Below are 17,707 nucleotides of genomic sequence, written 5' to 3' on the forward strand. Positions count from 1 at the left end.
CGGTCGGGGGGCGCATAGTGTAACATGTCGTTCCGACACGCTTCCCTGTGGCAGCCCGGCGCAAGCGTCCGGCGGACATCGTGCAAGGAACACCATGAGCGCACCCCTCACCATCATCGGCTCCGGCATGGCGGGCTTCGGCCTGCTCCGCCAGTTGCGGGCCCTGGACGCCGAGCGCCCCGTCACCCTGATCACCGCCGACGGTGGCGACGACTACGCGAAGCCGCTGCTCTCCACCGGCTTCGCCAAGCATCTGCCCCCGGGGCGCCTGGCGGCTCGGTCGGCGCTGGACGTGGCCGACCGGCTGGGTGCCGTGGTGCGTACCCATACCCGGGTCGATGCCATCGACCCGCGGGCCCGTACCCTGAGCATCGGCGCCGAGACGCTGGCCTGGAGCGAGCTGGTGCTGGCCACCGGGGCGGCCCCGGCACTGTCCTTCGATACTGCCGAGGCGCTGCACGATCGCATCTTCACCATCAACGACCTGGACGACTACCGGGGCTTTCACGCTGCCTTGACGGCGCTCGGTCGCCCGGCACGGGTGGCGATCGTCGGTGTCGGCCTGGTGGGCTGCGAGTTCGCCAACGACCTGGTCGCCGGCGGCCATCGGGTGAGCCTCGTGGCGCCGGAGCGTGCCCCCTTGCCACGGCTGTTGCCGGAGCCGCTGGGCCGGGCCCTGGGCGAGGCCTTCGCCGGCGCCGGCATGCGCCTTCGCCTGGGACGCACCCTGGCCGCCTTCGAAACGCTGGGCAGCGAGGTCGGGCTGGCGCTGGACGACGGTAGCCGGCTCGAGGCCGACCTGGTGCTGGTGGCCACCGGCTTGCGGCCGCGTGCCGCCCTGGCCGAGGCCGCAGGCCTCGAGGTCGGTGTCATGGGGATCCAAACCGACCGTCTGCTCGCCACCTCCGCCCCCGGCATCCATGCCCTGGGCGACGTGGCCTGCGTCGACGGGATCAATGCGATGTTCGTCCAGCCGCTGCAGGCCGGTGCCAAGGCCCTGGCCAGGACCCTTGCCGGGACCCCCACGCCGGTGGCCTATGGGGCCTGGCCGGTGCTGGTCAAGACGCCGTTGCTGCCGGTGGTGGCGCTGCCGCCCACGCGGGCGCCGGCACGCTGGCGCATCGAGGGCGAAGGCGGCGATCTGGCCGCCTTCGCCGAAGACGAGGACGGACGTTTGATCGGTTTTGCGTTGACAGGGACCTGCGTCCGTCGGAAAGTCGAACTGGCGCGGGCGGCCCCGCCGTTGCTAGGCTAGTGTCGTCAACGACGGCGCTGCCGGCGATCTGGCCGGGTCTGCTGCACCGTTGCTGGTAGGTGTCATTCGCATGTCGTCATTCCGTGGGCCCGTCGCCCGTCGCGAAGGCGAGTGCTGCGGGGAGGCCGCATGCGAGTGATGCAGGAGCAGGGTTTCATCGACTCAGATATCAACAACAACACCGGCGAGCGGTTTCGTCGGGAATCAAGCCAATACCAGGAGGGCTGTATGCGTAAACCAGAACTCGCTGCGGCGATTGCCGAGCGTGCCGATCTCTCCAAGGACAAGGCGAGCCAGGTGCTCAACGTCATCCTCGACGAGATCACCGGCAGCGTGTCCCAGGGACAGGATGTCTCGTTGATCGGTTTCGGTACTTTCACCGTACGCGAGCGCGCCGCACGGACCGGCAAGAATCCCCAGACCGGTGCCCCGCTCAAGATTCCGGCCAGCAAGACCGTGGCCTTCAAGCCGGGCAAGGGGCTCAAGGACGCCGTCGCCAAGTAAGGCGGTACTATACAACGGCCCGCGGAAACGCGGGCCGCAGGCTCATCCCCCTTCACCCCCCGGGCGGCGGAACCGACATGAAGCTGCGACTGATGCTCTGGCTGCTGGGACTGCTGCTCAAGCGTGCCCTGCGCCGCAAGCCCCGCTTCCGCGAACTGCTCACCGAAATGCGCGGCCTCGACTGGGGCATCGCCACCGAGGATCTCTCCGTCGCCCGCTTCTACCGCATGTCGCCCCGCGGGATCCGGGCGGGTGCGGGGCTGCCGGTGGATCTCGATCTCGAGCTGCGTTTCGAGGACGAGGCCACGGCCCTCAAGGTCTTGAAGCAGCCCACCCAGCAGGCGTTCCTCGACGGCATGATCGCCGGCAAGGTGCGTCTGGTCGGCGACTCCGGCGACCTGCAGAAGCTGCAGAAGCTGCTCAGGCATCTCTAGGCGCGGTCCGGACAGCGTACGGGCTCGGTCCCCGCGACACGCCGTCGTGGCTTATACTAACGTCTGATTCCTGCGGCGCGTCCTCGCGCTGACTGCCACGACCGGAACGTATGCCGTCGACTCCCCTCTCCCAAGCCCTGCGACACCTCTGGACCCTGGAGCCCTTCGCCTACAGCCTGCGAGTGTTCATCGCCCTGGCCGGGGTGATGGTGCTGTGCTGGTGGCGTGGCGACATGGCCAGCCTGATCCCTCTGTTCCTGGGCATCATCGCCAGCGCCCTGGCCGAGACCGACGACAACTGGCAGGACCGGCTGCGGGCGCTGCTGGTAACCCTGGGGTGCTTCACGGTGGCGGCGCTGGCCGTCGAGCTGCTTTTCGACCGGCCCTGGCTCTTCGCCACCGGCCTGGCGCTCTCGACCTTCGCCATGACCATGCTCGGCGCGGTGAACCAGCGCTACGCGACCATCGCCAGTGCGACGCTGATCCTGGCGATCTACACCATGATCGGTCTCGAGCAGCGCGGCGCCGCCGCCCTCGACGAGCTGTGGCACGAGCCGGCGCTGCTGGTGGCGGGGGCCGCCTGGTATGGTGCGATCTCGGTGGTGTGGTGTGCGCTCTTCTCGCGCCAGCCCCTCAAGCAGGCCCTGGCGCAGGTGTTCCGCGAACTCGCTCGCTACCTGGTGCTCAAGTCGGCGCTGTTCGAGCCGCTCCGCGATCTCGACGTGGAGGCCCGCCGCCTGGCGCTGGCGCGGCAGAACGGTCGGGTGGTCGAGGCCCTCAATCAGGCCAAGGAGATGCTCTTCCGGCGCCTGCCGGGCCAGCGCGACGGCGGCAAGCTGGACCGTTACCTCCACCTCTACTTCATCGCCCAGGACATCCACGAGCGTGCCAGCTCCACCCACTATCCCTATGTCGACCTGGCCGCGGCCTTCTTCCACCATGACGTGCTGTTCCGGGCCCAGCGCCTGCTCGACCAGCAGGGGCGGGCCTGCAAGGCGCTGAGTCGGGCGCTACTGCTCAATCGCTCCTTCGACCATGCCCAGAGTGGGCGGGCCCTGGAGGATCTCGACGCCTCGGTGGCTCACCTGCGGGCCCAGGGACGCCCCGAGTGGCGTGACCTGCTGCACTCCCTGGAGGCGCTGGTCGCCAACCTGGCGACCCTGGAGCGCGCCCTGGCCGGAGCCCAGCAGCCCGAGCCCGGGGCGGAGGGCGGCGACGACACTCTCTACGATCGCACCCCCCGCGGCGTGAAGGACGTTCGCGAGCGCATTCTCGTCCAACTGACGCCGGGGTCGCCGGTGTTCCGCCACGCCCTGCGCCTGACCGTGACCCTGGTGACCGGCTACGGCGTCCTGCACCTGATCCATCCCACCCAGGGCTACTGGATCCTGTTGACCAGCGTATTCGTCTGTCGCCCCAGCTTCGGCGCTACCCGGCGCTTCCTGTGGCAGCGCATCCAGGGCACGGTGCTCGGCCTGGTGGCGGGCTGGGCGCTGATCACCCTGTTCCCGGCGCCGCTGGTGCAGGCCGCCATCGCGGTGCTCGCCGGGGTCGCCTTCTTCGCCCTGCGCGGCCGCCACTATACCCTGGCCACGGCATCGATCACCCTGATGGTGCTGTGCTGTTTCAATCAGGTCGGCGACGGCTTCGGGCTGATCTGGCCGCGACTGTTCGACACCCTGCTGGGGGCGGGCATCGCCGGGCTGGCGGTGCTGCTGATCCTGCCCGACTGGCAGGGCCGCCGGCTACACCGCCAGGCGGCGGCAGCCCTGGCCGCCAATCGTGCCTACCTGGGGGCGATCCTCGATCAGTACGACCAGGGCAAGCGCGACGATCTCGGCTATCGGCTGGCCCGGCGCAATGCCCACAACGCCGATGCGGAGCTCTCGACGCTGCTCGGCAACGTGCTGCAGGAGCCCGGGCCCTTCCGCAAGGACGCCGACACCGGGCTGCGCTTCCTGCTCCACTCCCATACGCTGCTCAACTACCTCTCTACCCTGGGGGCCCATCGTGGCGAGGGCGAGGGTACGCGCGACGCCCCGATCGGGGAGCTGGCCACGGCGATCGAGGCGTCGCTCGAACGCCTGGCCCATGGCCTGGCCCGGCGTGAGCCGGTCGCCGGCGAAGACGAGGCGTTCGGGATGCTGACGGCTCGTCTGGAACGGCTGGCCGGTGAGGAGACCCAGGGCGCGCGGCGCTTGCTGCAGACCCAGCTGGCGCTGATCGGTCGTCAGCTGGGTCCGCTGCGTGAGGTGGCGGCGCAGCTGGTGGCGAGATAACCGCGCATACCGGGCGTCTACACCTGCCCGTAGCGCCCGGCCTCCTCGCCCAGCCAGCGCCGGATCAGCGGCCGGCTCGCTTCGGGGTGGCTGGCGAGCAGTGCCTCGGCCAGTGGCGAGACCCGCTCGAGCAGGTCGGCGTCGCGCTCCAGGTCGGCGATCTTCATCTGGGCGAGCCCCGTCTGGCGGGTGCCCAGCACCTCGCCGGGGCCGCGCAGCGCCAGGTCCTTCTCGGCGATGCGGAAGCCGTCGGTGGTCTCGCGCATCACCGACAGGCGCTCCCGGGAGTGGGCCGACAGCGGCCCGTGGTAGAGCAGCACGCAGAAGCTCTCGGTGGAACCGCGCCCGACCCGTCCGCGCAGCTGGTGGAGCTGGGAGAGCCCCAGCCGTTCCGGGTTCTCGATGATCATCAGGCTGGCGTTGGGCACGTCGACGCCCACCTCGATCACCGTGGTGGCCACCAGCAGGTCGAGTTCGCCGGCCTTGAAGGCGTCCATCACCGCGGCCTTCTCGCCGGCCTTCATGCGTCCGTGGACCAGGCCGACGGAAAGCTCCGGCAGCGCCTCGGTGAGTTCGTCGCGGGTCGCCTCGGCGGCCTGGCACTGCAGCGCCTCGGACTCCTCGATCAGGGTGCAGACCCAGTAGGCCTGGCGGCCCTCGGCGCAGGCGTGGCGGATACGCGCCACTACCTCGGGACGGCGCTCGTCGGGCACCACCACCGTCTTCACCGGGGTGCGGCCGGGGGGCAGCTCGTCGATCACCGAGACATCCAGGTCGGCGTAGGCGCTCATCGCCAGGGTGCGGGGAATGGGGGTGGCGGTCATCACCAGCTGGTGCGGCGTCAGCCCCCCGGCCTCGCCCTTCTCGCGCAGCGCCAGGCGCTGGTGCACGCCGAAACGGTGCTGCTCGTCGACGATGGCCAGCCCCAGGCGCTGGAAGTGCACGTCGCCCTGGAACAGGGCATGGGTGCCCACCACCATGCGCGCCCGGCCGTCGAGGATCGCCGCCTTGGTGTCCAGCCGCGCCTTGCCCTTGAGCTTGCCGGCCAGCCAGGCGACCTCGATGCCGAGCGGCTCGAACCAGGCACGAAAGGCGCGGAAGTGCTGCTCGGCGAGGAGCTCGGTAGGCGCCATCATCGCCGCCTGGCAGTCGCCGGCGATGGCCGACAGCGCCGCCATCGCCGCCACCACCGTCTTGCCCGAGCCCACGTCGCCCTGCACCAGGCGCAGCATGGGCACCTCGCGGGCCAGGTCGGCGGCGATCTCGTCGAGCACCCGGCGCTGGGCGCCGGTCAGCGAGAAGGGCAACTGGGTGAGGAAGCGCGCCTGCAGGCTGCGTCCCGAGGGCAGGGCGGGCGCGCCATCGGCCTGGATGCGCAGGCGCACCTCGCGCAGGCTGAGCTGGTGGGCGAGCAGCTCCTCCAGGGCCAGGCGACGGCTGGCCGGGTGGCGGCCGCTGGCGAGCAGTTCGGGGTCGGCCTCCGGAGGCGGCTGGTGCAGGGCCCGCAGGCAGTGGTGCAGCTCGAGCAGGTCGAAACGCCGGCGCAGCGCTTCGGGAATCCAGTCGGGCAGCGCCTCCGGCGCGGCGTCGAGGCACGCGAGGGCCTGCTCGATCAGCGGCCGCAACCGGGTCTGGTGGAGTCCCTCGGTGGTGGGATAGATCGGCGTCAGGTGATCCTCCACCGGCGGGGCGCCGGTACCGAGCAGCCGATACTCCGGGTGGTAGAGCTCCAGGCCAGTCGCACCGGCGCGGGCCTCGCCGAAGCAGCGCACTCGCGCGCCGGGATGGAACTGCTGCTGCTGGGCCGGCGAGAAGTGGAAGAAGCGCAGGCTGAGGATGCCGGAGCCGTCGCGCAGCCGCACCAGCAGGCTGCGCCGGCGGCCACGGACCACTTCACCGGCCACCACCTCCCCCTCCACCACCGCCTCGTGCCCGGCACGCAGGGTGCCGATGGGGGTGATGCGGGTGCGATCCTGGTAGCGCAGCGGCAGGTGAAACAGCAGGTCGGCCACGCTGGCGATACGCAGCCGCGCCAGCTTCAGCGACAACGCCTCGCCGACCCCCTTGAGTGACGTGACCGGTGCGTCGAGAGCATTGGTGTCAGCGCTCATGCCGGCTCGGGGTCGGCCTGGCGGCAGTGGGCGATGGCGTCGGTCACGGCGTCGATGGCCCTGGGCCGCGGGAAGCTGGCCCGCCAGGCGATGGCCACGGTGCGCGAGGGCGCCGGCGGGCTGAACGGCCGGCTGGCCAGCAGGCCGCTCTCGTAGTGGCCGGTACCGATGGCCGAGCGCGGCAGTACCGTGATGCCGAGCTTGGAGGCCACCATGTGGCGGATGGTCTCCAGCGAGCCGCCTTCGGCGGTGAGGGTGTTGCTGGGACTGTTGAGCTTGTGGCTGATCGCCGGGCAGGCCTCGAGGATCTGGTCGCGAAAGCAGTGGCCCTCACCCAGCAGCAGCAGGCGCTCGTCGAGCAGGGCCTCCTTGTCGATGCGCGTGCGCTCGACCCACGGGTGGTCGGCCGGGATCAGCACCTCGAACTCCTCGTCGTAGAGGGCCTTGGTGACCACGTCGGTCTCGGTGAAGGGCAGGGCGATGATGATGGCGTCGAGTTCGCCGTTTCTCAGCTTGCGCCTCAGGTTGCCGGTGAAGCCCTCCTCGATGTAGAGCGGCATCTGCGGGGCGCTGGCCGCCAGGGCCGGCACCAGGTGCGGGAACAGGTAGGGCCCGATGGTATAGATGGCACCGAGGCGCAGCGGGCTGGCCAACTGGTCGCGGCCGGCCGTGGCCAGCTCCTTGATCACGCTGCTCTGTTCCAGCACGCGCTGGGCCTGCTCGACGATCTTCTCGCCCATGGGGGTGACCTGGACGGTGGACTTCGAACGCTCGAACAGCGCCACGCCAAGCTCCTCCTCGAGCTTCTTGACCGCCACCGACAGGGTCGGCTGGGACACGAAGCAGCGCTCGGCGGCGCGACCGAAGTGGCGTTCCTGGGCCAGGGTTACGATGTAGCGAAGTTCTGTTAGAGTCATCTTGGTGCCGGTAGGCATCCTCTCGATACGGGTATTGCCCCGCTGCACGGGGGCATGAAGCACAGGGAAAGAATAATGCCAATAGGGACTTTTTATCAGGGGGCGAAGGAAAGGTGAAGAAGACGACACTCATTCTGGGTTGTGGCGACATCGGCACGACCCTGGGACGGCGCCTTCGGCAGGCGGGCCAGCGGGTGGTCGGCGTGCGGCGCAACACCGCGGCCCTGGCAGGGGAAGATAGTGGCATCGAGGCCATCTCGGCCGACCTGACGGATGCGGCGAGCCTGGCCGAGCTCCCGGATGCCGATGTGCTGGTCTACGTGGCCACCGCCGACCACTTCGACGAGGAGGCCTATCGTGCCGCCTATCCGGATGGCCTCAAGGCGGTGCTGGCCGAATACGCCGCCCGCGACAAGGCGCCGAGACACGTCTTCTTCGTCTCCTCGACCAGTGTCTACGCCCAACAGGATGGCGAGCGGGTCGACGAGACCAGTCCCACGGCGCCCTCGGGCTTCTCCGGCCAGCTGATGCGCGAGGCCGAGCAGGCGCTGATCGAGCACGAGCTGCCGGGCAGCGTGGTGCGCTTCGCGGGCATCTACGGCCCCGGACGCGACCGCTTGATTCGTCAGGTGAGCGAGGGGCGTATCGCCCCGGCCAGCCCGGCCATGTACACCAACCGCATCCATCGCGACGACTGCGCCGGGGTACTGGCGCACCTCATCGACCTCGCCCTGGCCGGCGAGTCGCTCCATGAGCTCTATCTCGGCAGCGATTGCGAGCCGGCGCCGCTGCACGAGGTGATGGCCTGGCTGGCCAGGCAACTCAAGGTCGAGGCCACCGAGACCATCCAGTCGCCACTGCGTCGGCGGGCCAGCAAGCGCTGCGACAACACCCGACTGCTCGAGAGTGGCTACGTCTTTCGCTACCCCAGCTACCGCGAGGGCTATGCCCAGGTGTTGAAGGAGGGGGGCTTCCTGGCCCCCGAGAAGGTCTAGAGCGAGAAGCGATAGCCCAGCGTCAGGGTCTCGAGACCGCCGACTGGAGAGCGGGCGCCCGATCCCATCGGGGGACCGGGCTCACAGCGAGAAGCGATAACCCAGCGTCAGGGTCTCGAAACCATCGTTGGGGCGCCGGATACCGGCGTTGGAGTAGTGGGTCAGGGCCAGCGAGAGTTCGCCGCTGGCCCACGGCATGCCCAGCGCCAGGCGGTCCTCGAACTGGAAGGCGGTGGAGAGTTCCCGTGATTCGACCCGGGTGTCGAGGAACAGGGCCGCACCGATCCCCCCCTCGAGGAAGAGCCCGCGTTCCCCGGCGAAGGTGTAGCGCAGCGCCGGGGAGAGCAGCCAGGCCGCGTTGCCGTCCTTCTCGCGGCTGGACAGCAGCAACAGGCCGGTGGCCAACCGCAGGTCGAGGCGGGGATGGAAGCGCTCGAGCCCGATCATCCGATCGATCTCGACCGTCAGGGCCGCCGTGGATTCGCTGGAGGCGCCGGCGGCGACATACCAGTCGGCCATGGCGGGCGCGCTGCCCAGTAGTGCCGCCAACGCGGTGACGATCGCCCTGCCTGTCCTGCGGGACATTCCCTTCTCCCTCTGTTTTTCCACCGGCGGTTCAAGGGCTCCCTGACCGCGCCAGGGTGGCATAGCGAGCGCCCCGGTGGTCGGTGATGGAGTGAATAAGCTCAAGCTGATTATAGGGCCAGTCGAGCCGGATGTCCGGCAGGCCGTCGGTCTCGAGGGCGTGGGCGTGCCGCAGCAGGGTGACGTGGGGGATATAACGGCCGGGGCGACCCCCGATGCCCCGCGGCGCCAGTTCATCCCACAGGCGACGCTGCAGGGCCTCGAGGGGCGGATCCGGGTGGCGACCGCCGACCCAGACGATTCCCGGGCGCTGGAAAGTGCCCCAGCGATCGAGCCGCCAGTCGCCGGGGGGGATCTCCAGCGAACGCACCCAGCCGCCCAGCGCCACGGCCTGTACCTCGTCCACCTCGCCGAGAAAGGCCAGGGTCAGGTGCAGGCTCGCGTCGGGCATGCGCCGCCCGCCGCAGCGGGCATGGGCGAGATCCGCCAGTTCCGCGAGCCGCGCCCGCAGTGCGGGCGGCGGCACCAGCGCCAGGAAGAGTCTCAATCGCCGATGACCATGATCGCCTCTGCCTCGAACTGACTGCCCTTGGGCAGCGCCTTCACCCCTACCGCGGCGCGGGCCGGGAAGGGGGCGCTGAAGAACTCCTCCATCACCTGGTTGACGATGGCGAAGTTGTCCAGGTCCACCAGGTAGAGGTTGATCTTGACGATCTCGCCGAGCGAGCCCGCGGCCTCCTCGCAGACGGCCTTGAGGTTGGTGAAGACCTGACGGGCCTGGGCCTCGAAGTCGTCGGAGACGATCGTCATGGTCGCCGGGTCCAGCGGGATCTGGCCGGAGAGGTAGACGGTGTTGCCGGCCTTGACGGCCTGGGAGTAGGGGCCGATGGCGGCGGGCGCCTTGTCGGTGTTGATCACGGCCTTGTTGCTCATGGGCGTTCTCCGTGGTGTCGTTGGAAGGTTGTGATACATGAAAGAAATGGCTCGCCCACCGTGGCCACGGGGGCGGGCCGCTCGGGGAATGACTCAGTTGCCGACGCGCGAGATCCTGCCGATGTGGGACAGGTTGCGCAGGCGCTTGATGATCCTGGCCAGGTGCACGCGGTCGTGCACCGCCAGGGTCAGGTGCACGATCGACAGCCGGGCGTCACGCTCCTCGATGCCGATGCGCTCGATGTTGGCCCCGGCGTCGGTGACCAGGCCGGCGAGTTCGGCCACCAGACCGCGGCGGCTCTCCACCTCGAGGCGCAGCGCGACGGGGAAGTCCTCGTCGATCTCGTCGGACCACTCCAGGGGGAACAGCTTGTCCGGGTCGTTCTTGAGTTCGCCGAGATTGCGGCACTCGGTGCGATGCACCACGATCCCCTTGCCTACCGAGAGATGGCCGATCACCGGGTCGCCGGGCAGCGGGTGGCAGCAGCGGGCGAACTTGATCACCATGCCCTCGGCACCGCTGATCACGATGGGACCGTGGGGCCGGCCCTGGCGATCCGTCGTCTCGCGCGCCTCGCCGTGCTGCAGGTCGATCAGCCGGCGTGCCACCACGTGGGCGACCCGGGTGCCCAGGCCGATGGACTCGAGCAGGCCCTCCTCGTGCTTCAGCGCCAGCTCGGCCAGCAGGGTGTGGAGCGGGCCGCCGGGCAGCTCCTCCAGGCTGGTCTCGAAATCGGCCAGGGACTTGTTGAGCAGGCGCCGGCCGAGCTGCACCGCCTCGGTCTGCTGCTGGTGCTTCAGGGCATGACGGATCGCCGAGCGCGCCTTGGCGGTGACCACGAAGTTGAGCCAGGCCAGGTTGGGCTTGGCGCCGGGGGCGGTGATGATCTCCAGGGTCTGGCCGCTCTCGAGCCGGGTGGAGAGCGGTGCCAGGTGGCGGTCGATGCGGCAGGCGATGCAGCTGTTGCCGATGTCGGTGTGCACGCTATAGGCGAAGTCGATCACCGTGGCGCCCTGGGGCAGCTCCATGATGTCGCCCTTGGGCGTGAAGACGTAGATGTCGTCGGGGAAGAGGTCGTTCTTGACGTGCTCGATGAACTCCAGCGAGTCCCCGGCGTGGCGCTGCATCTCCAGCAGCCCCTTGACCCAGGCCCGGGCCCGGGCGTGGCTGCCCTCGGCGATGGGGTGCTCGGTCTGGCCGGCCTTGTAGAGCCAGTGGGCGGCGATGCCGTTGTTGGCCATCGCCTCCATCTCGCGGGTGCGGATCTGCACCTCGATGGGCATGCCGCTCGAGCCGAACAGGGTGGTGTGCAGGCTCTGGTAGCCGTTGGCCTTGGGGATGGCGATATAGTCCTTGAAGCGGCCCGGCACCGGCTTGTAGAGGTTGTGCACCACGCCGAGGATACGGTAGCAGCTGTCGACGTCGTCGGTGATGATGCGGAAGCCGAAGACGTCCATGATCTCGGCGAACGGCTTGCGCTGGTCGCGCATCTTCTTGTAGATCGACAGCAGGTGTTTCTGGCGGCCGACCACGGTGCCGGGCAACCCCTCGTCGTCGAGGCTCGTCTGCAGGGCATGCTGGATCTGGCGGATCGCCGAGCGGCGGTTGCCGCGGGCGCTGGAGACGGCGCGCTTGATGCGCTCGGCGCGCATCGGGTGCAGGGCCTGGAAGGAGAGGTCCTCGAGCTCCACGCGGATGGTGTTGATGCCCAGCCGGCTGGCGATGCGGGCGTAGATCTCGAGCGTCTCGCGGGCGATGCGGCGCTTCTTCTCGGGGCGCAGGGCGCCCAGGGTGCGCATGTTGTGCAGGCGGTCGGCGAGCTTGACGATGATCACCCGGATGTCCCGGGACATCGCCAGCACCATCTTCTGGAAGTTCTCGGCCTGGGCGACCGCCTTGTCCTCGAAGGTGATCTGGGTCAGCTTGGAAACGCCGTCGACCAGCTCCGCCACCGGCTTGCCGAACTGCTCGGCCAGGGCCTCCTTGCCGACCCCGGTATCCTCGATCACGTCGTGCAGCATGGCCGCCATCAGGCTCTGATGGTCCATGTGCATGTTGGCCAGGATATTGGCCACGGCCAGCGGATGGGTGACATAGGGCTCGCCGGAGCGACGCCGCTGGCCATCGTGGGCCTGCTCGGCGTAGTAGAAGGCGCGCTTGACCTGCCGGATCTCGTCGGGAGGAAGGTAGCCGCCGAGACGGTCGGCCAGGTCATCGATGGTGAACATGCGGCGCGCCCTGAATCCTGCGTGAGTGCCCTGCGAAATGAGGCGGCGGGAAGCCGTCGGGCGGGGTCACTCCTCGGCGGCGAAGCCCGGCTCGGGTTCGCGGCGGATGCGCACCGGCGCCTCGACCGGCTCGTCGAGCACGTTCTCGTCGATCAGGCCTTCGGCGATCTCGCGCAGGGCCATGACGGTGGCCTTGTCGTTCTCCCAGGGCAGCAGGGCATCGCGGGAGCCGCGGGCCAGCTGGCGGGCACGCTGGGTGGAGATCATCACCAGCTTGAAACGGTTTTCGACGTTTTCCAGACAATCTTCGACTGTGACTCGCGCCATGGGTGCCTTCCTGAATGCCGGTGGGGAATCGACGCGGGGCCCGCGGTGAGGGTGGTCGCGGGCGAGGATTCCACCAATGGATAGACCCAATAGGTTACTCGACGCCCGGCTCGCCTGACAAGAGGGCAGCGAGCAGGGGGCCGTGACGCTCGCGGACCCGCGCCAGGGTCAGGCGGCGGGCGATGACCAGTGACTGGAGCTCGCGCAGGGCGGTGGTGAAGTCGTCATTGATCACCAGGTAGTCGTACTCATCGAAGTGCGACATCTCCTTGACCGCCTCGCGCATGCGGCGGGCGATCACCGCGTGCTCGTCGGTGCCACGGCTGGCCAGGCGGTGCTCCAGCTCGCTGCGGGAGGGGGGCAGGATGAAGATCGACACGGCCTCGGGCAACTGGCTGCGTACCTGGCGTGCGCCCTGCCAGTCGATCTCCAGGATGACGTCCTGGCCGGCGGCCAGCATGGCTTCCACGGCCGGGCGGGAGGTGCCGTAGTAGTTGTCGAACACCCGGGCGTATTCGAAGAACTCGCCCCGTTCGATCATCGCCTCGAAGCCCGGCACGTCGACGAAGTGATAGTTGACGCCGTCCACCTCGCCGGGCCGGCGCTGACGCGTGGTGTGCGAGACCGAGACCTGGAGGCCGTCGAGGCTCTCGATCAGCTCGCGCACCAGGCTGGTCTTGCCGGCACCGGAGGGGGCGGAAACGATGAAGAGTGTACCTTGGGCCATGGGCATGGGTCCGATCGAGCCGCTTCGAGGAAGGGCGTACATTATCGCACAATGCCCACCGGCTTCTACCTGGAGCCGCCCCCCACTCCGGCTGGAGCGGTATTGGCGATCCGGACTCCCAGCTTGTCGGTGAGCAGCTCGAGGGCATGCTGGGCGGCCACCGAGTTGCCGGCCGCGTCGAGCGCCGGCGACCAGGCGCAGACCGACAGCCGGCCGGGTACGATGGCGACGATGCCGCCCCCGACGCCGCTCTTGGCCGGCAGGCCCACGCGGTAGGCGAAGTCACCCGCGGCATCGTACATGCCGCAGGTGAACATGATCGAATTGATCCGGCGCGCCAGGTCCGGTGTGATGAACGACTTGCCGGTCGCCAGGGCGTGGCCGTCCGCGGCGAGGTAGTTCATGGCGACGGCGAGGTCGAGGCAGCTCATGCGTAGCGAGCAGCAGGAGAAATAGGCGTCGAGGACGGCGTCGACCTCGTTGTCGATATTGCCGAAGGCCTTCATCAGGTAAGCCATGGCGGCATTCCTGGAGCGGTGCTGCCATTCCGACGCCAGCACGTGCCTGTCGATCAGGATCGAGGCGTTGCCGGACAGCGTCCTGGCGATGTCCTGGATGTGCTTCGAGGGGGTGGCGAAGGCGCTGACCAGATGGTCGGCGACCACGATGGCGCCGGCGTTGATGAAGGGGTTTCTGGGCTTGCCGCGCTCCGCTTCCAGCTGCGTCAGGGAGTTGAATGGCATTCCCGAGGGGTTGAGGCCGACCCGTTGCCACAGCGCGTCCCCGTGCGCGCGCAGGGCCAGGGTCAGCAGGAACACCTTCGACAGGCTCTGGATGGAGAACGGCTCCTGGGCATCGCCGGCCGTGTATCGCGCCCCGTCGTTGGTGCAGATCGCGATGCCGAAGCGATTGGCATCCTGCTCCGCGAGCGCCGGGATGTAATCGGCGACGCGGCCCTGCCCCAGCGTCTCCCGTGCGCGTCGGTCTATTTCCTCCACCCATGACTGCATCGTCAGCATGGCGCCGGGCCTCGGGTCGGATCATGTTTCGTACGGGTAGTCATGTGTCGCCGTGACCCCTGACAGGGACGAGGGAAGGCCCGGCCATGGCCGGGCCGGTTGAGGCCTAGCTGGACGAGGGGCTGGCTGCTGGCTGCTGCCGCGCGAGCAGGTCCTCGGGCTCGATGTCCCAGGCGGCCGGGTCGATGTCCAGGTCGGTGAACTTGCCGGCATCGAAGATGGGCTGTTCGACGCCGGCGGCGATCTGCGCGTCGAAGTCGCGCATGATCCTGAGGCCGGGCTTGAACAGCATGATCAGGGCGATGAGGTTGGCCAGTGCCAGAAAGCCCATGGTCACGTCGGCGAAGCCGAACACCGTGCCCAGGTCGGTGGTGGCCCCCCAGGCGCACAGCGCGATGATGGCGACACGGAAGGCATTGAACAGCGTCACGTTCTGGCGGCTGAAGAAGTTGAGGCTGTTCTCCCCCAGGTAGTAGTTGTAGAGGATGGTGCTGAAGCCGAACAGCAGCAGCGCGATGCTGACGAAGCTGCGACCCCATTCGCCCACGTGCTCGGCCAGAGAGGCCTGGGTCAGCGCCACGCCGCCGATATCGGCGGTGCTGGCCGGGTCGTAGATGCCGCTGAGCAGGATGATGAAGGCCGTGGCCGAGCAGATGATCAGGGTATCGATGAACACCGAGAAGGCCTGCACGATGCCCTGGTTGGCCGGGTGCGGCACGTAGGCGACCGCCGCCACGTTCGGCGCGCTGCCCAGCCCCGCCTCGTTGGAGAACAGGCCGCGCTTGACGCCCATCATGATGGCCGCGCCGATGCCGCCGCCGATCGCCTGCTCGAGCCCGAAGGCGCTGTGGACGATCAGCAGGAACACCTCGGGGAGGCGGGTGACGTTCAGGGCCAGCACCACGATGGCGACCAGCAGGTAGCCGACCGCCATCACCGGTACCAGGACCTCCGTCACCCGGGCGATCCGCTTGACGCCGCCGAAGATGATCAGGCCGACGATCACGGCCATGGCGATCCCGGTGAAGAGCACCGGCACGCCGAAGGCATCGTCAAGCGAGGTGGCGACGGCATAGGACTGCAGGGCGGTGAAGCCGAAACCGAAGGTCACCAGCAGCAGTGCCGAGTAGAGCAGTGCCAGCCAGCGCCATTGGCTGCCCAGCCCGCGGGCGATGTAGTACGCCGGCCCACCCCGGTAGGTGCCATTGGGTTCGGCCGTCTTGTAGGTCTGGGCGAGGGTGCATTCCAGGTAGCTGGTGGCCATGCCCATCAGGCCGACCACCCACATCCAGAAGATGGCCCCGGGGCCGCCGAGGGTGATGGCGACCGCCACCCCGGCGATGTTGCCGCCGCCGACACGGCCGGCCACGGACAACAGCAAGGCCTGGAAGGAGCTCAGGTGGCCGTGCTTGTCCCGCCGGAATGCCTGGCTGGCACTCAGGATCCGGAACATGCGGCCGAAGTGGCGGAACTGGACGAAGCGGGAGGCGAGGGTGAAGCCGATGCCGACCGCGATCAGCAGCACGATCAGTATCTTGCCCCAGAGTATGTCGTTGATGATATCCAGCATCATGAGTCTCCACCGGTGGTTGTTGTCGGCATGGAAAGGCGCGTAGCAGCCGTGTCGGCCGGCGCCAGGATTGTTCTTGGCATGATGATTCGAACCCCTGAATCGTCTCTGTCGTTGCCGGGCTATCCGGGGCCCGTGTGACGTCACGGGCCGGCAGCTACCACGCAAATCGCGTGCCACCCCGGGGAGAACATATAACCCACTGTCATATAAGGGATAATGGTGATGAGCCACGGGGCGGGGCGAGGCGAAGGGGTATAACCACGGGCCTCCAGATGACTGCCGTTGGCATGGAAAACACAATCAATACAATGGTTTGTGAAGTTCTATAACCAGGGTTATGGGTATGTCGCCGGTTATAGGGGTTGGCGGCAGGCTGTCTAGCCGTCCGGCCTGGCTTCGCGCATCTTCTTCAGCCGCTTGCTCAGCGCCGGCTGGGAGATGCCCAGCAGGCGCGAGGCGATGGACTGGTTGCCTTCGGCGCGCTTCATCGCTTCGTCGACCAGCTGGTCGGCGACCGCATGCAGTGTCGGCAGGGGTTCGTCGGGCGCGAACGCGGTGTGCCGGGTGACGGGGTGGGGCAGCGGCGTGTCGTTCGTGCGCTGCATGGCGCGCTTGAAGACCTCCATGGACAGGGTCCTGGAGCGGTGCACGCTCATGGCATCGAAGACCATGGCGCGCAGCTCGCGCACGTTGCCGGGAAAGCCGTAGTTGGACAGCAGTACCGGCAGTTCCGGGGGATAGGAGGGCTTGTGCTTGCCCAGCTCGTCGGCCGCTTCGGCGAGGAAATGCTCCAGCAGCAGCGGGATGTCCGACTTGCGTTGTCGCAGCGACGGGATATGCACCTGGTGGGTGCGCAGCCGGTAGTAGAGGTCCTTGCGAAAGGTGCCCGCCCGCTGCTTCTCATCCAGGTCCTGGTGGGTCGCCACCACGACCCGCGCCCGCATGCGCCTGGGGCGGTCGCTGCCGAGGGGATAGTAGTCGCCCTCCTGCAACAGGCGCAGCAGCTTGACCTGGGAGGCCATGCTCAGATCGCCGATCTCGTCGAGCAGGAGGGTGCCATCCGCCGCCTGCTCGATCATGCCGGCACGCTCCTGGTCGGCGCCGGTGAAGGCGCCGCGCTGGTGGCCGAACAGGGTATCGGCGAAGACGTTGTCGTCGAGCCCCGCCACGTTGACGCACACCAGGGGGCCCTGGCGGCCGCTCAGGTCATGGGCCGCGCGGGCGATCAGCTCCTTGCCCACACCGCTCTCGCCGCCGATCAGGATCGGCTGGCTGGTGGGCGCCACCGACTCCAGGTACTGGAAAACCGAACGCATGCCCTTGTCGGCAGTGACGATGCGGGCGAAGGCCTCGGGGTGTTCGAGGGTATCGTTGAGGAAGCGCTTGCGCAGCTCCTGGTTCTCCTGGCGCAGCTCCTGCAGGCGAATGGCGCGTTTGATGCCCTCGAGTAGCCGGCCTTCCTCGTCGGTCTTGACGAAGTAGTCGAAGGCCCCCTGCTTGATGCAGTTCACGGCTGTTTCCACCTGATTCAGGCCGCTGATCACGATCACGCCGACGTCCGGGTGCTCCTCGACGATGCGGGCCAGCAGCTGCTCGCCCGAGAGGTGGGGCATGGTCAGGTCGAGGGTCACCAGGCCGATGTTCTCGCGTTCCAGCAGCGTCAAGACCTCCCGGCTGTCCTGGCAGCGGTGGATGTTGGTGATGCCGCCCGAGCGCTCGAGCGCGATGCTCAGGCTGCGCAGGAAGGAGGGCTCGTCATCGACGAGCAGCAGGCCAAAGGAGGGGTAGAGATTCTTCGTCATCGGACGCTTTCCACCTA

16 protein-coding genes are annotated in these 17,707 nt (G+C 68.4%); 5 read left to right on the forward strand and 11 right to left on the reverse strand.

The features are described 5' to 3' along the window. Nucleotides 1-94 precede the first annotated feature (94 nt). The 4 genes from C1H66_RS03760 (at nt 95) to yccS (ending at nt 4,472) form a co-directional block, all read left to right on the forward strand. Nucleotides 95-1,255 carry an FAD-dependent oxidoreductase gene (locus C1H66_RS03760; protein WP_102626573.1) on the forward strand — a complete coding sequence of 387 codons (1,161 nt, stop codon included), beginning with the start codon at nt 95-97 and terminating at the stop codon, nt 1,253-1,255. 228 nt (nt 1,256-1,483) lie between these two features. Further along, a complete protein-coding gene (locus C1H66_RS03765; protein ID WP_102626621.1) occupies nt 1,484-1,759 on the forward strand; it encodes an HU family DNA-binding protein in 276 nt (91 codons plus the stop codon). Nucleotides 1,760-1,836: 77 nt separating this feature from the next. Beyond that, a complete protein-coding gene (locus tag C1H66_RS03770) occupies nt 1,837-2,193 on the forward strand; it encodes a hypothetical protein (RefSeq protein ID WP_102626574.1) in 357 nt (118 codons plus the stop codon). A 110-nt stretch (nt 2,194-2,303) separates the two neighbouring features. Continuing rightward, the gene (yccS, locus tag C1H66_RS03775; protein WP_102626575.1) at nt 2,304-4,472 is read left to right on the forward strand and encodes a YccS family putative transporter; all 2,169 of its coding nucleotides are present in this window, start codon (nt 2,304-2,306) and stop codon (nt 4,470-4,472) included. 17 nt (nt 4,473-4,489) lie between these two features. Here the strand turns inward: yccS and recG are convergent, their stop codons facing one another. Beyond that, nucleotides 4,490-6,583 (reverse strand): ATP-dependent DNA helicase RecG, encoded by a 2,094-nt coding sequence (gene recG, locus C1H66_RS03780; RefSeq protein WP_102626576.1) that lies wholly within the window; start codon nt 6,581-6,583, stop codon nt 4,490-4,492. Beyond that, a complete protein-coding gene (locus C1H66_RS03785; protein ID WP_102626622.1) occupies nt 6,580-7,500 on the reverse strand; it encodes a hydrogen peroxide-inducible genes activator in 921 nt (306 codons plus the stop codon). Before C1H66_RS03785 ends, recG begins: the two co-directional genes overlap by 4 nt. A 113-nt stretch (nt 7,501-7,613) precedes the next feature. On the opposite strand from C1H66_RS03785, the gene C1H66_RS03790 reads away from it, so the two are divergent. After that, on the forward strand, nt 7,614-8,495 hold the full coding sequence (locus C1H66_RS03790; RefSeq protein ID WP_102626577.1) for an SDR family oxidoreductase: 882 nt from the start codon (nt 7,614-7,616) through the stop codon (nt 8,493-8,495). A gap of 81 nt (nt 8,496-8,576) precedes the next feature. Here the strand turns inward: C1H66_RS03790 and C1H66_RS03795 are convergent, their stop codons facing one another. The 9 genes from C1H66_RS03795 to C1H66_RS03835 form a co-directional block, all read right to left on the reverse strand. Continuing rightward, nucleotides 8,577-9,080 (reverse strand): acyloxyacyl hydrolase, encoded by a 504-nt coding sequence (locus tag C1H66_RS03795; RefSeq protein WP_102626578.1) that lies wholly within the window; start codon nt 9,078-9,080, stop codon nt 8,577-8,579. A gap of 31 nt (nt 9,081-9,111) precedes the next feature. Further along, nucleotides 9,112-9,627, reverse strand: coding sequence for an RNA 2',3'-cyclic phosphodiesterase (thpR, locus tag C1H66_RS03800; protein WP_102626579.1), 516 nt, complete (start codon nt 9,625-9,627; stop codon nt 9,112-9,114). Further along, nucleotides 9,624-10,013: a RidA family protein gene (locus tag C1H66_RS03805; RefSeq protein WP_102626580.1), complete on the reverse strand. Its 390-nt coding sequence runs from the start codon at nt 10,011-10,013 to the stop codon at nt 9,624-9,626. The genes thpR and C1H66_RS03805 overlap by 4 nt, the downstream gene beginning before the upstream one ends. Before the next feature lie 93 nt (nt 10,014-10,106). Beyond that, complete coding sequence (locus C1H66_RS03810; RefSeq protein WP_102626581.1) at nt 10,107-12,242, reverse strand: RelA/SpoT family protein; 2,136 nt, start codon at nt 12,240-12,242, stop codon at nt 10,107-10,109. Nucleotides 12,243-12,308: 66 nt separating this feature from the next. After that, the gene (gene rpoZ / locus C1H66_RS03815; RefSeq protein ID WP_102626582.1) at nt 12,309-12,569 is read right to left on the reverse strand and encodes a DNA-directed RNA polymerase subunit omega; all 261 of its coding nucleotides are present in this window, start codon (nt 12,567-12,569) and stop codon (nt 12,309-12,311) included. 94 nt (nt 12,570-12,663) lie between these two features. Continuing rightward, on the reverse strand, nt 12,664-13,296 hold the full coding sequence (gene gmk / locus C1H66_RS03820) for a guanylate kinase (RefSeq protein WP_102626623.1): 633 nt from the start codon (nt 13,294-13,296) through the stop codon (nt 12,664-12,666). 65 nt (nt 13,297-13,361) lie between these two features. Further along, nucleotides 13,362-14,315 carry a glutaminase B gene (gene glsB / locus C1H66_RS03825; RefSeq protein ID WP_306417653.1) on the reverse strand — a complete coding sequence of 318 codons (954 nt, stop codon included), beginning with the start codon at nt 14,313-14,315 and terminating at the stop codon, nt 13,362-13,364. A 106-nt stretch (nt 14,316-14,421) separates the two neighbouring features. Continuing rightward, nucleotides 14,422-15,885: an alanine/glycine:cation symporter family protein gene (locus C1H66_RS03830; RefSeq protein ID WP_102626583.1), complete on the reverse strand. Its 1,464-nt coding sequence runs from the start codon at nt 15,883-15,885 to the stop codon at nt 14,422-14,424. 380 nt (nt 15,886-16,265) lie between these two features. After that, a complete protein-coding gene (locus C1H66_RS03835) occupies nt 16,266-17,690 on the reverse strand; it encodes a sigma-54-dependent transcriptional regulator (protein ID WP_102626584.1) in 1,425 nt (474 codons plus the stop codon). Nucleotides 17,691-17,707 lie beyond the last annotated feature (17 nt).

Source organism: Halomonas heilongjiangensis (assembly GCF_002879645.1).
GTDB lineage: Bacteria > Pseudomonadota > Gammaproteobacteria > Pseudomonadales > Halomonadaceae > Halomonas > Halomonas heilongjiangensis.